Genomic DNA, 14102 nt, shown 5'->3' on the forward strand with positions numbered 1-14102 from the left:
CATTTATCAGTCATCGTAAACGGTTAAAATCACATTAGTTTCATAATCCTTTGCTCCATGAACAATTGACAATCCCGACAGACGAATTTGAATGGGAATTTCAGTTATTTGCCCCTTGCCTCTAAAAAAATAACTCGATATATTCTCAATTCTCTGATAATTCGTGCCGTCATATATTTTACTTTTATTGTGTTTATTTTTATTCCCATAACCGTCTCCTGCCCTGACAATTTCAAGCTGTATTTCCTCATCCCATATTAAATCTTCCTTTCGAACTTCCAGCTTCCATTTTCTGTTAGGATTTAACTTCTTATCCCATTCGTCTCCCGATAAAACGGATAAATACAGCGACGATTCACTTTCTATCGAATTTGGAAAATCTGCTCCGGCATCACTAATTGTAAAACTGTTTTGGTCGAAGTCAATGGTACCGTCAACCAAAACTTCCATCACCTGCGCTTTAGGCACAAAACTGCAAGCCAGTAATCCTATTATTAGTAAAAATTTCATTTTCAATTAATTATCAGTTATTGTGTACAAAACGGTAAATTCGTAATCACCCATTGCCTCTATCTGTGTGAAATCTGAAATTTCAAGAAAGTACTTTAAATGGTGCCCCATGTTTACCCCGTCGCCGGTAAAACAGCTTCCAATTCCGGTAATTATTGGTCTAGGAGCACTAGCTACCTTTACTTTTCCTGCGGAACTCCCCTGATTTTTACTGCCAAAAGCCGATGCAGAAGAGGCTTCAATAAAAAACGAAATTCCCTTTGGAATTACTCCTTCTGATATTTCTGCTTTTATCGACCGGGTGTTTCCATTTTCACGAATAGCCGAAGAATAATTAATCCAAATGGATTCATTTGATTTATTCACAACTTCAGGTGCACCCCCTGGGCCGGAAGCAGCATTAATGCTAAACTCAACGTTTCCAATATCGGGTTCAATATCCAATATCGCAATTTCAGGAACCGAAAATCTTACGTTTATGTTGCCATTGCCCCATTGCGCCATAAGAGGCAAAGTGTGCATGCAAACAAAAGCTAAAACAAGTACTGCCTTTACAGCTAAATGTTTCATTTTATTATTTATCACTTTTGAATTCATTGTATGGTATTATTTTTTCGTCCTTAAATACAACAATAAATGGATTTGTATAGAACGAACTTAATCTTTTTCGCTCCTTTTGTGCTTCTTCAACAGTGTCGAACTTGCCAATAAAATATTTGTGTAAGTTATCAATTTGTTTTTCGAAATAAGAAGATTGCCCTCTCAGAAATTTTGAATTCTCTGCCAGTGACCTGCTGAATGCACCTATTTGTACCGAATAATATAGCTGTGACGTTTTTTTCTGAGGTTTTAAAACAGTCGTCACTTTCATAGGTGCAAAACCTTCATTTGCCGATAGTGTAGTATTTTGTGATTTGAAGATTATTTTTTTCTTTTTTGATTCCAAAACAATATCCACTTCGCGCTGTTCCCCTGGATTTAAATGGAAAGTATATGTGGATTGAGCAGCAGAATAACCCGCAGGAATAGTATTAGTATATATTCGAAACAAGACCTCTCCCGGCCTTACCAATGGGAAAGTAAATTCCCCTTCCTTATTCGTTGTAATTCTGTATGTTTCCAGATTCGACTTTAGTTCAATTAATATATTATCAGGTTGTGCGGATTGGTCATTTAAAACAGAAAGAGCACTTTCTCCCAGTTTTATCTGACCACTTAAACGAGCACCTTTCTGAATCTGTATATTTATTTCTGTTTCTTCATTTTCAATAATTTCTACTTCTAGTGGCATAGGAATATTGGGAATTTCGCCGATGTCTAAGCGAGCTCTATCAATGGTAAGGAGTTGGCGCCCCGGAGACAATAATTTAAACTCATACTCGCCATTCCTGTCTGTAACCGCTGTTTCGCTCGATATACGTATGAATACGTCGCTAACAGGTTCTCCGAGCTGATTTGTAATTCTCCCTCTTATTTTTCCGGCTTTTACGATTTGCTTGATCGGAATACCCAAACTGTAAGAATAAGTTGCAGATAAGGTAAACTCAGGATTATCCACCTCATTTTTAAAAATTGTGTAAAAACTACGTAAGGAGAAGGTATGTTTTTTCAGAAATTTATAATCCAGATTAAGCTGCATCAGGTTTCTGTTTCTATAATAATCATTAATGTCGTATGCATTTTGAATATAGCAGTTTAAACGAAGATTCTTTGAAATCCTGCTTGTGGCTGCAAGTCCTGCCATTAAACGACGTTGATCGCCGGAAACAAACTGATTGATGTTGGACCAGTTCCCAAATAATCGAACCGAATTTCGTGAATTGAATCTGTAAGTCAGATTTGCAGATGCACGGAAGCTATTTTGTATGTTTTTATTGGTTTCTGCTAAAAGGTTAGTTGTTTCTCCAATTTCACCGCGAAGAGTATAGTCAATTCTTTTGTATCGATGTCCATATTCCAGGTTCCACGAATCGGTTTTGTAATGAAACTTATCTTTAATCAAACGATCTTTGCTCTCAAATTCCCGCCAGTAAATTTTAACATTACCTCCCTGACTGATTCTGTAATTTAACGATCCCTGAATGGATTTTGAATAGGGAGCTGTAACAAAAAATGTATCGAGCTGAGCATTTCCAAAATCTTCTCTGGCATTAAAAGAAACACTCATTTTCTGCGAAATACGGGCGTTTATATTCGTCGAAAAAAATTTGGAGTTGGAGTAGTAACCCGGGTAATTTTTACCAACATTGAAATATATTCCCGATATTTGAAATATGGAAAATTGGCTGTTAATACTTGATCGTATGGCATTCGAAGTTTCATCGTCCACCATTCCTCGCGACAATTCCAAATCAACCTTTGTGCGCTTAAACGGATTTAGCTCAGTAACAAAACTAAACAGTTGAACAGGGTCATTCGATTCCTGATATTTTTTCCCTAAATAATAGAACGAGATATTATTTTTTGAATTAAAGTCAAATCCCGCAAATACTGAAAACTCATTTTCGATGTCTTCATAAAACCGCGGTTTTACATAAAAAAAACCAGCCCCAAATCCATTCTTTAGTAGAAATTTTGCCTCAACACCACGTCCAAATCTTGACGCCTCAGTAAGAGGCGTAACTGTGTATGATTTCTCGCCTAAAAATAAATCGATGTTTTTATTTGAATAGGAAAGATAATACTGGTCGTATAACCCCAGAAAACTAAGGTTCGTATTATTGGGCCAGCGCGCCATAAAACCAAGCCGGTGCTTCCCTTCCGGATCAAGGGTTCCGTTCCCATCAATCTGAAATTGTTTAGCCGACTCATAGTTGCCCCCTCTGTTTGTAGATAAATAGCTTACAGATGCTTTCACTGGGAATCGGAAAAATAAATCCTTTTTGGCTTTTCGTGAAGGCAGCACCATTGTTGACGCATACACACTTTCCAAAATTCTCTCGCCTACTTGAGCGCGAACCGTAAATGATTCCGTTTTACTTTCGAACAGTTCCTCTGACGTAGGTTTTGTAATTTGAATCTGAGTTGATTCCCCGGGATCTAGTTTCACATCTGGCGAACCTACCAAATCGCAGTTACTGGCATTTATGTACAACTTCTTATCGGTATTTCCAAGATTCCGAATCAAATAAGTAGCACTAATATTTTCTCCTGCCAAGATGTGGTTTTGTTGTTCAATAAGTTGAAACGTAATATTTTCGATTTCCAATATTTTTACCTGCACAATCTGTGATGAAAGGTTTATACCTACATCAGCTTTCATCTTATTTATCTGAATTGGATAGCTTCCCACCGGACAGTCAAAAGGAGCTCTGATGGAGACAATACTCAACTTTTTTTCATTGGGTTGCAAGCTAAGTTTTCCGGGCCGGGTAATTACAACCCATCTATCAGGGATGGAGAATTCATGCGTTACTTCTATGCTGTCTGAACTCTGGTTCTGAGTAACAAATGCCAGATTTACTACTTTCCCCGGAAGTACAGCAACTTCATTTTTAACAAAACGTACGTTTACATTACGCGCTGATTGAGCACAAACACCAAAATTTAGTGAGCTGAGTAATACGATTATTAAAAAACATTGTTGAAGCATTTTCAAATTTCAAGCGAAATATTAGTGCCATAAATATGGTCTTCATCGCAGTCGGCTACTAAAATTCCAGTATAATTCCCTGGTTTTATACCTTCCAGAACAAGAGATGATTTTATTGAAGTGCCTGGAAATGTTTTCCTGCGATCTGCTTTGAAAATACCCAGCGAGTTTCCGCTTGCATCAAATACCTCCAGACTCATCTCCGGTTTTAGAATGCACTCTCCTATATTCTCCACAGCAACATTTAAAACACCTACATCATTGTCTTTAACCAATTCCAATCCCAAAAATTGCAAGTCTTTTTTTCCAGTATCTCCAATAGTTGTTATTACCTGAATGGCGTATCTGATTGCAGTATTTATTTTTACTCCTCCAGTGGATGGAGTCGTGTCGGGCGTAGTAATTCCTTCCACCATTATTACACTCCAGTAAGTGCCTTTTAAGGAATCGTCTTGTGGTACGTTTACTTCAAAGTCGATGAATACTTTTTCGTTGGCTTCCAGAGTAATCAATTGAGGGCTGTAATTTATCCAGGCAGCATTTGAACGCTCCAAAGTTCCGGGAGAATCATGCGTGCTTTCTCCTGTATATGAGAACCAATAATCGCGCAAATAAATTCTTACACTTTTTTTATCCGTTCCGTTATTCTGTATTTCAATTCTATCTCTGTATGTTTCCCCTTGGTTACTGGCGTTTTCATGAGTCAGGCCATTTAAAACAAGGATGTTTGCACCGGCAGAACTGCCTATAGCGAACAAGATAAAAAAAGAAAAAAGGATTTTGACACAAATGCGATAGTTGACAATAATTGATTTTAACATCTTTGCTATTTTAAATGCTAAAATTATCAATCTTCTTGTTTTTAACAATTATTTTATGACTCTAATTATCGTCGGTAAGGGTATATATAACGCTAACAGAAGTTTCTCCTTTTTCTGAATTGCTGTAAAAACTATTTTCATCAATCTCCAGATTATACGAAAGCGGATGTCCGTTCTGAACGCCCACTCCAGTATAGCAACTACCTATTCCTGAAATAATATCTACCGGACTATTTGACAATACAATACTTCCATTGGATAATCCAAGTTCTCCAATTCCAGCGCCAATATTTTCTCCAACTTTTAGTTTAATTGAAATTCCATTGGGTATATCGCCAACCACTGTAGCTGTTATTTTTCTTTTCTGATTGCTTGTAACAATAGAAGAATAGTTCAACCAGATATTGGATTCTTGTTTTGACTGAAGATCAATTTTTTCACCAGCGGTTGTAGGTGCTGCTGATTGGAATTCAACGTTAGAATTTCCTTCAACCTTTAAAGACAACAAAGCCACATCGGGAATAATAACACTGGCCTTGTGCTCTGCTTCTTTGTCAGATGCTAAACCGTAATTAGCAAAAGAACTCAGAATGAAGAAGATTAAAATTGAGATCCTATACTTCATGCATCCAAAGTTAGATTATCGACGCATAAAAAACAATAGGACAATTGCCCGTTTTGGGGGGTTAAAAATACTGAGAAGGACAAAAAAAGAGGCAGACTTTAAAGCCTGCCTCACACTATCCCTTATCTCTTATCTAAAAGTCTACTATAAGCTTGTAATCGTATAAGTAATTGTTGTATCAAAATCTTTAGCAGTTAAAGCTTTGTAGTTGTCACTTGTTTCATCCATTTTCAATGTGTAAGTTAACTGGTGACCGGAACTGCTTCCTGTTCCTGTGTAACAGTTCTTGATGGTAGTGACTACTGGTTGTGAGTCGCCTGAAAGTACAATTGTTTTTTTCTCCGTTTTTCCTACCTCGCCTTTTCCTTTTCCTGCATCTTCTGCCGCTACCAATTCAATGGTTACTCCATTTGGAAGATTATCGCCCTTCATAGATACCGAAATACTGTTAGCGGAACTTTTTATGATCGATGAGTAGTTTAACCATACCGAATTGTCGCTTGCACTTTCTACATCAAAATTTAAACCCTGCCCTGCAGTTTCAGGCGCAGCCGGCATAAGCGCAATGGTTGCATCAGAAGAAATTCCTACTAATGAATAAGATGGAATACCAACTTTAATGTTATGTTCCGCGCCGCCTGAGCCTCCTCCACCGGCAGGCCCTACAACTGCTGCTCCACTCATTATTCCATCACCTCTATCTCTTTGGGCTTTTGCAAAATTAGATACCCCGAAAACAAAAATCGCTATTAAAATAAGTGTTACTTTTTTCATGATGTTGTGTTGTTTATTTGTTTGTAAATATTTCTTCAAAAAATTTTGTAGCGTCCAACTACACCACAACATAAGCAATCAAAATGCCATAACACCCAATCCATTCATTATCATACACTTACACTTCGCACCAAAGACAAATCACGTCCCTGCATGGGACATTAATTTATCTTTTGGGACAGCAACCCAAATAAGGACTGGTGAGATTAAACATAAAATAGAAGAAAAACCTTACGGGATTAGCCTATTTTTGCGACAGAATATACTCGTCTGCGATTTCGAGCTCCTTATACCACTCGGCACCATATTTTGCAGTGAGTGACTCCTTTAGGAATTTGCAAAGCGGAAGTTTTTCTGATGCACCACATCTACGACCTGGCTTGCAAATATCAAGTTCATGGTAGTTTACGGCATCAAAACGTTTGTATTCGGTAATTCGAATGAGGAATAAATGACAAGACAAGGGTTTACGGAATTTTGATTTCCCCTCAAAATATGCTTTTTCAATGGCACACTTTTAAATATCCTTTCTAATCACACCAATTGATATGTCAATTCGCTCACAAAGCAAAGAGACACATTTCAACCGAGCAGATTAGCACTTTAAATAGTTTCAGATTATCAGCCCATAAAAAGACAAGAAGTCAATTGCCTGTTCTGGGAAGTTAAAAATACTGAGAAGGACAAAAAAAAGGCAGACTTTAAAGCCTGCCTCACACTATCCCTTATCTCTTATCTGAAAGTCTACTATAAGCTTGTAATAGTATAAGTAATTGTTGTATCAAAATCTTTAGCAGTTAAAGCTTTGTAGTTTTCACTTGTTTCATCCATTTTCAATGTGTAAGTTAACTGATGACCTGAACTGCTTCCTGTTCCTGTGTAACAGTTCTTGATGTTAGTGACTACTGGTTGTGAGTCGCCTGAAAGTACAATTGTTTTTTTCTCCGTTTTTCCTATATCGCCTTTTCCTTTTCCTGCATCTTCGGCTGCTACCAATTCAATGGTTACTCCATTTGGAAGATTATCGCCCTTCATAGATACCGAAATACTGTTAGCGGAACTTTTTATGATCGATGAGTAGTTTAACCATACCGAATTGTCGCTTGCACTTTCTACATCAAAATCTAAACCCTGTCCTGCAGTTTCAGGCGCAGCCGGCATAAGCGCAATGGTTGCATCAGAAGAAATTCCTACTAATGAATAAGATGGAATACCAACTTTAATGTTATGTTCCGCCTTGTCTTTGTCTTTAGCGTTGACAGTTAATGTTCCGAATACTAAAAAAAGTGCTGCTAATGTTAATGATAATTTTTTCATGATGTTGTGTTGTTTATTTGTTTGTAAATATTTCTTCAAAAAATTTTGTAGCGTCCAACTACACCACAACATAGGCAATCAAAATGCCATAACACCCCAACCCCTAACTATCAGCCACTTATGATTCATGCCAAAACCAAACACGTCCCAATACGGGACATCTATTTAGCATTTGGGACATTTCACCAAATAAAGACCACTGGGATTAAATAGAAACCCAAAGAAAAAATTTACGGGATAAGCCTATTTTTCCGATAGGATATATTCGGCTGCAATTTCAAGTTCCTGGTACCATTCGGCACCATACTTTGCAGTAAGCGGCTCTTTTAGGAATTTGTAGAGTGGTAATTTTTCTGATGCACCACATTTACGACCTGGCTTACAGATATCAAGCTCCTGGTAGTTTACGGCATCAAAACGTTTGTATTCGGTAATACGAATGGGGAATAAATGACAAGACAGAGGTTTACGTAATTTTGATTTCCCATCGAAATATGCTTTTTCGATGGCACATTTCAGAATACCCTGTTTATTATAGTAGGAATAAACACATTGGCGGTCATCAACAAGTGGTGTTACTAAATCTCCATCGCTGTCGATAACAGAATAGCCTTGTTTTTCAACCTCGCGCTTATGCTTCTCGGGGAGCAAGTCTTCAAATGTGTGATATTCTTCTTTGATCAGAATTGCCTCTTCATCAGTAAGAGGAGCTCCCGAATCGCCCTCAATACAACAAGCACCTTTGCATTTCAGGATATCGCAAAGGAAATGTTTCTCAAAAACATCGCGACTTACTATGGCACGTCCAATCTCAACCATTTTTTCTAAAAAAATGTCATTCCGAACGAAGTGAGGAATCTGTTACAGATCTCTCACTGCATTCGAGATGACAATGTTTATGTAATTAAATTACTTAATAAGGTTCTTGCCCGTCATTTCTGCAGGAACTTCCAGCCCATGTCAGTTAATAGTGTCGGAGCAACATCAGCCAAAATACCGTTATCCAACTTAATTCCTTCTTTTTCAGTAACAAAGATACAAGGAACCGGATTCAGCGAGTGGGCTGTATTTTCTGATCCGTCGGCATTAACGGCATTATCAGCATTACCGTGGTCGGCAATAATCATGATATCGTAACCACCTTTTTGTGCGGCAGTAACCACATCTTTTGCACACGAATCAACAGCTTGCACTGCTTGATAAACCGCTTCGTAAACACCGGTATGACCAACCATATCGCCGTTGGCAAAGTTCAAACAAACAAAGTCAGCTTCTCCGTTTTCCAGTTTCGGGACAATAGCTCTTGTCACTTCCGGAGCCGACATTTCGGGCTGATGATCGTAAGTAGGAACTTTGGGAGATGCAACAAGAATACGGCTTTCACCTTCAAACTCATCCTCGCGGCCACCGCTAAAGAAGAAAGTTACGTGCGCATATTTTTCTGTCTCCGCAATACGGATCTGTTTTTTACCTGCCTTGGCAACTACCTCACCCATTGTGTTGGTAACGTTATCTTTCTCGAAGATCACATTAATACCTTTAAAATCGGCTTTGTAAGTTGTCATGGTGTACCACTGCAGGTTCATAGTATGCATTCCAAATTCGGGAAGATCTTTTTGAGTAAACGCAATAGTAGTCTGACGCAAACGGTCGGTACGGAAATTAAAGCAGATTACCACATCGTCTTCCTCAATTTTAGCCAATGGCTCTCCGGCCTCGTCAACCATTACAACTGGTTTCAGGAATTCGTCGGTTACCCCCGCGTCATACGATGCTTTCATTGATGCCAAAACATCAGTTGATTTCTCGCCTTTCCCCTGCGTGTATAAATCGTAAGCCAATTTTAAACGATCGAAGTTATTATCACGATCCATTCCGTAATAACGACCAATCAAAGAAGCAAATTTTGCGTTTGTTCCTTCCAGCGCTTTCAGATCGTTTTCAAGAAAACCAATACCCGAACGCGGATCTGTATCCCGCCCATCTGTTAAACCATGAACAAAAACATCTTCCAGTCCCATATCGGTAGCAATTTGTGCAAGTGCTACCATATGCGAACTTAATGCATGAACTCCACCAGGGCCTATCAATCCCAACAAGTGTACTTTCTTATTATTTTCTTTTGCGTAATTATACGCTTTTAAAATTTGCGGATGCTGCCACAACGACTTGTCTTTAATAGCAAGTGTAATTTTAACCATATCCTGGTAAAGAACACGACCGGCACCAATGTTAAGGTGCCCCACCTCTGAGTTCCCCATTTGGCCATCAGGTAAACCAACATTTTGGCCGCTTGCAAGTAATTGCGAGTGTGGATATTTTTCCATTAATGAATCCATAAAAGGAGTTGGAGCAGTTGCTACAATATCACTTTTCGATCCATCACCGATTCCCCATCCATCGAGAATCATCAATAAAGTTTTCTGATTATCAGCCATTATATTCTGTTTTTATTAAATAACATTTTTAGAACGGACAAAAATATCCTTTTTTAATTCATTAAGGAAATTACAGGTAATATGTTCAGGTTGATTTAACAATCTTTTGGAATTAATTGTTACACCTCATTTAATTCAGCAATGTTTGTTTTGCAAAACAATATTCACCTGCATATCTTTACGTTTAAACAAACGGCATGCAACTTATAAACCTTGCATCTGTTTTAGTTGTGAAGTAAACTTTAATGAAACGAATAAAAATTGAAATACCGGTTATTCTACTCACCATCGTTATTATCTCGCTGTTGGGGTTGTCGGGGAATTTTGTGTACAAAAGTTTATCCGAAATTGTTAATTCAATGCTTTCCGAATCAAAACCAGACAACACACTTATCCTGGTAAAAGATATAGCGATCGACCTAAACGAAACCGAAAACATGGTAAGGCTTTATTCGCTTAGCAACGACAATGATTATCTCGAGAATTACAGAAGCGTAAATGAATCGCTGGAAGCAAAGTTTGAAGAATTACAATCCATTTACAACATCGACAGCAGCCGGCAATTGCTTGTTGATTCAGTTCTTCTACTCGCCCAACAAAAGATCGTTGTTTGGGAAAAGACACTAAATCTGCACCTCTCTCGCGGAAACGAACATGAAGCTTTTAACCAATATACTGAAACGCTCGACACCGTGCTGAACGTGCAAGACACTGTTCATTTCGAGGAAGCTGAAAAAAGAGGCTTTTTTAAACGCCTTTTGAAAAAACCCCAACCACCAACTCCTGTTATTGTAGATCGTACGGTGGAAAAGCAACGACTGCAACAAGAAATAGAAGCACTTGAAAAAGAACTGGCGCAGCGTAATCAACAAATGAGTTCGGCCGAAGCAGTTTATATGCGCAAAAATCTTGAGATCAGCGAAAATCTTTCGGAGATAATTACGGCACTGGAAAGGCAGGAAGAAGAGAGTTTTCTGCAACAATCGCAGGAAGCAGAACTGCTGGCAAACGAAACCTACGAGCGGCTGTCTTACTTTGCGTTGTCGGTATTTCTACTACTGTTTTTGGTATTGATTCTGTTTTTCCGCGATCTGCGAAAATCACGCTCGTACCAAAAAGTACTGAAGAAAGCCAAAACACACGCGGAAAACCTGGCGCGCACGAAAGAATTATTTGTTGCCACGGTAAGTCACGAAATGCGAACTCCTGTTAATGCCATTTACGGACTGAGTGAACAACTACTGCAAAAACAACACGATGAAAAAACACAGGAAGATTTGCGGGTAATATTCGACTCGACCAAACATTTAACTGAATTGGTGAATGACACCTTTGATTTTTCGCGGCTTGAGAAACAAAATATCCAGCTGATGCCTGTGCATTTTTTGCTGGACGATCTTCTACACAAAATTATACTTTACAACAAACCAGTAGCAGAAGCTAAAAACATTCGTTTTATTGTAGAAAGAAATAAATTAGAGAAGCTCGTATTATTTGGCGACGAAGGGCGACTAAAACAAATATTAAATAACCTCATTACCAACGCCCTGAAATTCACCGATGAAGGGGAAGTGAAATTAACAGTTGCTGTCAAAGAACAAAAAAAGCAAATATACCTCGAGTTCGAAATCTCCGATACAGGGATTGGTATACCCACTGAAAGCCAGGAAAAGATTTTCAACGACTTTGTACAACTGGATACCGGCATTAATAAAAAAGCCGGCGGCACAGGTTTGGGACTTTATATTGTAAAAAAATTGGTGAATTTGCTAGGTGGAAAAATAACTATTGAAAGTGAAGAGAATAAAGGAACGTGCTTTTTCGTATCTGTTCCGCTGGAAAAAGGCGACAGCACCAAGCTTCAACAAACCTTTAAAAGTTATGACACTCCGGCAGCATTAAAAGGCAAAACTGTTTTAATTGTCGACGATGCGGCCTTTAACCGGTATCTGCTAAAAAGTATTTTTACCAAATGGAAAGTTGATTTTGATGAAGCAGAAAACGGACAGGAAGCAGTTGATCTGGCAGCACAAAACAACTACGCCCTTATTTTTATGGATATCCGAATGCCGGTGATGAACGGAATAGAGGCCGCTAGTAAAATTAAGGCCTCAGGCCACAAAAGCAGAATAATAGCCCTTTCAGCAAATTCAGATGCGAATAGTATAAACGACAATGATGTGTTTAACGACTCGCTGAAAAAACCTTTTGATGAAGCCGCGTTATACAATATTATTTGCACCACAGTGGAAGAAAAACCGGTAAATGAAAAAGCAAATCAGGAGAAATCGTTGAGCTATCAACCCGATCTGAGCGAACTTAAACGGATGGGAAATGGCGATCCCGAATTCCTAAAAGAAATGATCGACCTGTTTTTAAAAACCAGCGAAGCCAGCATGCAATCGATGGATGAAAACCTGGAAAGTAAAAATTACGAAGCCATTGCCGAGCTCGCACACAAACTGGCATCGCCGGTAAAATACATGAATGTAACCGGTGTTTACAACACAGTAAAAGAGTTGGAAGAGCTTACAAAAGAAGGTGGCAATTCCACAACTATTGGCCAAAAGACTGAACAATTGCGCAACGAAATTTCAGTGCTGAACAAAGAACTGGAAGCACTTCTCAAAGAAAAGTTCAAATAACTGATAAATATTGCTTTCTGAATCCGGGCATATTCAATACATTTGTTTTTTACTGAAAATCAAATCCGGAATTATATGCACAATAAACAAGTTACAATACCAGGATGGCTGCGGTGGGTAGCACTGGTAGCCGTAAGTCTTACTATGTTTGGCAGCTACTACATGTACGACAGCGTGGCCTACGTTGCCAAAGATTTTATTGAATTATTAGGTTTCAGCCAAACGAACATTGGCCAACTTTATACCGTGTACAGTATTGCCGCGGTAATCGTTCTTTTCTTCAGCGGCATTTTTATCGACAAATACGGCACACGCGTTTCTATGGTATTGTTCGGCGCCATTTGCAGTGTAGCAGGTTTTGTTACCGCATTTAGCGACAACTTAACCATAATACTTATCGGCAGATTTATATTAGGATTTGGTAGCGAACCATTAATTGTTGCGCTTACAGTTGCGCTCGCAAAATGGTTTAAAGGAAAAGAACTTGGCTTTGCACTAGGTATCAACTTGCTTATTGGCCGAGGCGGATCGTATTTTGTGGACCGATCGAACACTTGGGCCAGCTCGATATACGATATGGGATGGCAACCGGTATTGTATCTTGCCGCCGGAGTTGGACTGCTTTGCTTTTTTGGCGGCGTTATCTATTATTTTATCGAGCGCTGGACACAAAAACGTTATGTACTTGGTGAAGCTGAAGAAACAGAAAAACTTGATTTTAAAGGCTTGTTTAAATACAGTCCTTCGTTTTGGTATGTGGTTATTCTTTGTTTAACATTCTATTCGGCCATTTTCCCATTCCGTGGCTTTGCACCCACATTTTACCAGGATGCACATGGCGTAACGGAACAAATGGCTGGCAAACTCAATAGTGTTTTAATTATGGCAACTATGTTTGCAACCCCGGTAATCGGACTACTGATCGACAAGATCGGGCGCCGCGCACTAATGATGCTTATTGGGTCAATAATTATTCTCCCGGTATATGTGATGTTCGCTTACGGTAACATGTCGTTGTACATTCCCGTTACTTTAATGGGAATATCATTTTCGCTGATACCTGCAGTAATGTGGCCTTCGGTAGCCTATATTGTTGAAGAGAGGAAGCTGGGCACCGCTTATGCATTAATGACCTTATTGCAGCAGCTTGGAGTAGCAGCGATGGCCTGGCTGATTGGTGTAACCAACGATGTTTCAGGAGCTTCGGCAAGTAATCCTGAAGGATATATTCCCGGAATGTGGATATTTAGCATACTCGGTTTTGTTGGCTTACTATTCAGTTTCCTTTTACGCCGGGCAGAAAAAGGACCAAAAGGACATGGGCTTGAAGAGCCAAGCGGCAGTAAAAACTAATTTAATAACGTAAACCAGAACAATACC

At 38.9% G+C, this 14102-nt stretch carries 12 protein-coding genes; 2 read left to right on the forward strand and 10 right to left on the reverse strand.

Going from position 1 to position 14102, the window contains the following annotated elements; all coding sequences use genetic code 11:
* Positions 1 to 6: 6 nt before the first annotated feature.
* From G0Q07_RS19625 to gpmI, 10 genes are all read right to left on the reverse strand, one after another.
* A complete protein-coding gene (locus G0Q07_RS19625) occupies positions 7 to 510 on the reverse strand; it encodes a hypothetical protein (protein WP_163348751.1) in 504 nt (167 codons plus the stop codon).
* A gap of 6 nt (positions 511 to 516) precedes the next feature.
* Positions 517 to 1080, reverse strand: coding sequence for a hypothetical protein (locus tag G0Q07_RS19630; protein WP_163348752.1), 564 nt, complete (start codon positions 1078 to 1080; stop codon positions 517 to 519).
* 4 nt (positions 1081 to 1084) lie between these two features.
* Positions 1085 to 4102, reverse strand: coding sequence for an SPOR domain-containing protein (locus G0Q07_RS19635; protein ID WP_163348753.1), 3018 nt, complete (start codon positions 4100 to 4102; stop codon positions 1085 to 1087).
* A 2-nt stretch (positions 4103 to 4104) separates the two neighbouring features.
* Entirely contained in the window at positions 4105 to 4923 is an 819-nt protein-coding gene (locus G0Q07_RS19640; protein ID WP_163348754.1) for a hypothetical protein, read from the reverse strand.
* A 61-nt stretch (positions 4924 to 4984) separates the two neighbouring features.
* Positions 4985 to 5548 (reverse strand): hypothetical protein, encoded by a 564-nt coding sequence (locus G0Q07_RS19645; protein ID WP_163348755.1) that lies wholly within the window; start codon positions 5546 to 5548, stop codon positions 4985 to 4987.
* 144 nt (positions 5549 to 5692) lie between these two features.
* Positions 5693 to 6322 carry a hypothetical protein gene (locus G0Q07_RS19650; protein ID WP_163348756.1) on the reverse strand — a complete coding sequence of 210 codons (630 nt, stop codon included), beginning with the start codon at positions 6320 to 6322 and terminating at the stop codon, positions 5693 to 5695.
* 244 nt (positions 6323 to 6566) lie between these two features.
* Positions 6567 to 6830: a DUF3109 family protein gene (locus tag G0Q07_RS19655; RefSeq protein ID WP_163349015.1), complete on the reverse strand. Its 264-nt coding sequence runs from the start codon at positions 6828 to 6830 to the stop codon at positions 6567 to 6569.
* A gap of 239 nt (positions 6831 to 7069) precedes the next feature.
* Positions 7070 to 7639 (reverse strand): hypothetical protein, encoded by a 570-nt coding sequence (locus G0Q07_RS19660; protein ID WP_163348757.1) that lies wholly within the window; start codon positions 7637 to 7639, stop codon positions 7070 to 7072.
* A 243-nt stretch (positions 7640 to 7882) separates the two neighbouring features.
* On the reverse strand, positions 7883 to 8458 hold the full coding sequence (locus G0Q07_RS19665) for a DUF3109 family protein (RefSeq protein WP_163348758.1): 576 nt from the start codon (positions 8456 to 8458) through the stop codon (positions 7883 to 7885).
* Between the two features lie 113 nt (positions 8459 to 8571).
* Positions 8572 to 10077: a 2,3-bisphosphoglycerate-independent phosphoglycerate mutase gene (gene gpmI / locus G0Q07_RS19670; protein WP_246222946.1), complete on the reverse strand. Its 1506-nt coding sequence runs from the start codon at positions 10075 to 10077 to the stop codon at positions 8572 to 8574.
* A gap of 245 nt (positions 10078 to 10322) precedes the next feature.
* Here gpmI and G0Q07_RS19675 point away from each other — a divergent pair, with 245 nt between their 5' ends.
* On the forward strand, positions 10323 to 12722 hold the full coding sequence (locus G0Q07_RS19675) for an ATP-binding protein (protein ID WP_163348759.1): 2400 nt from the start codon (positions 10323 to 10325) through the stop codon (positions 12720 to 12722).
* A gap of 75 nt (positions 12723 to 12797) precedes the next feature.
* A complete protein-coding gene (locus G0Q07_RS19680) occupies positions 12798 to 14075 on the forward strand; it encodes an MFS transporter (protein ID WP_163348760.1) in 1278 nt (425 codons plus the stop codon).
* Positions 14076 to 14102: the final 27 nt, after the last annotated feature.

Origin of the sequence: Draconibacterium halophilum (assembly GCF_010448835.1) — a bacterium.
GTDB lineage: Bacteria > Bacteroidota > Bacteroidia > Bacteroidales > Prolixibacteraceae > Draconibacterium > Draconibacterium halophilum.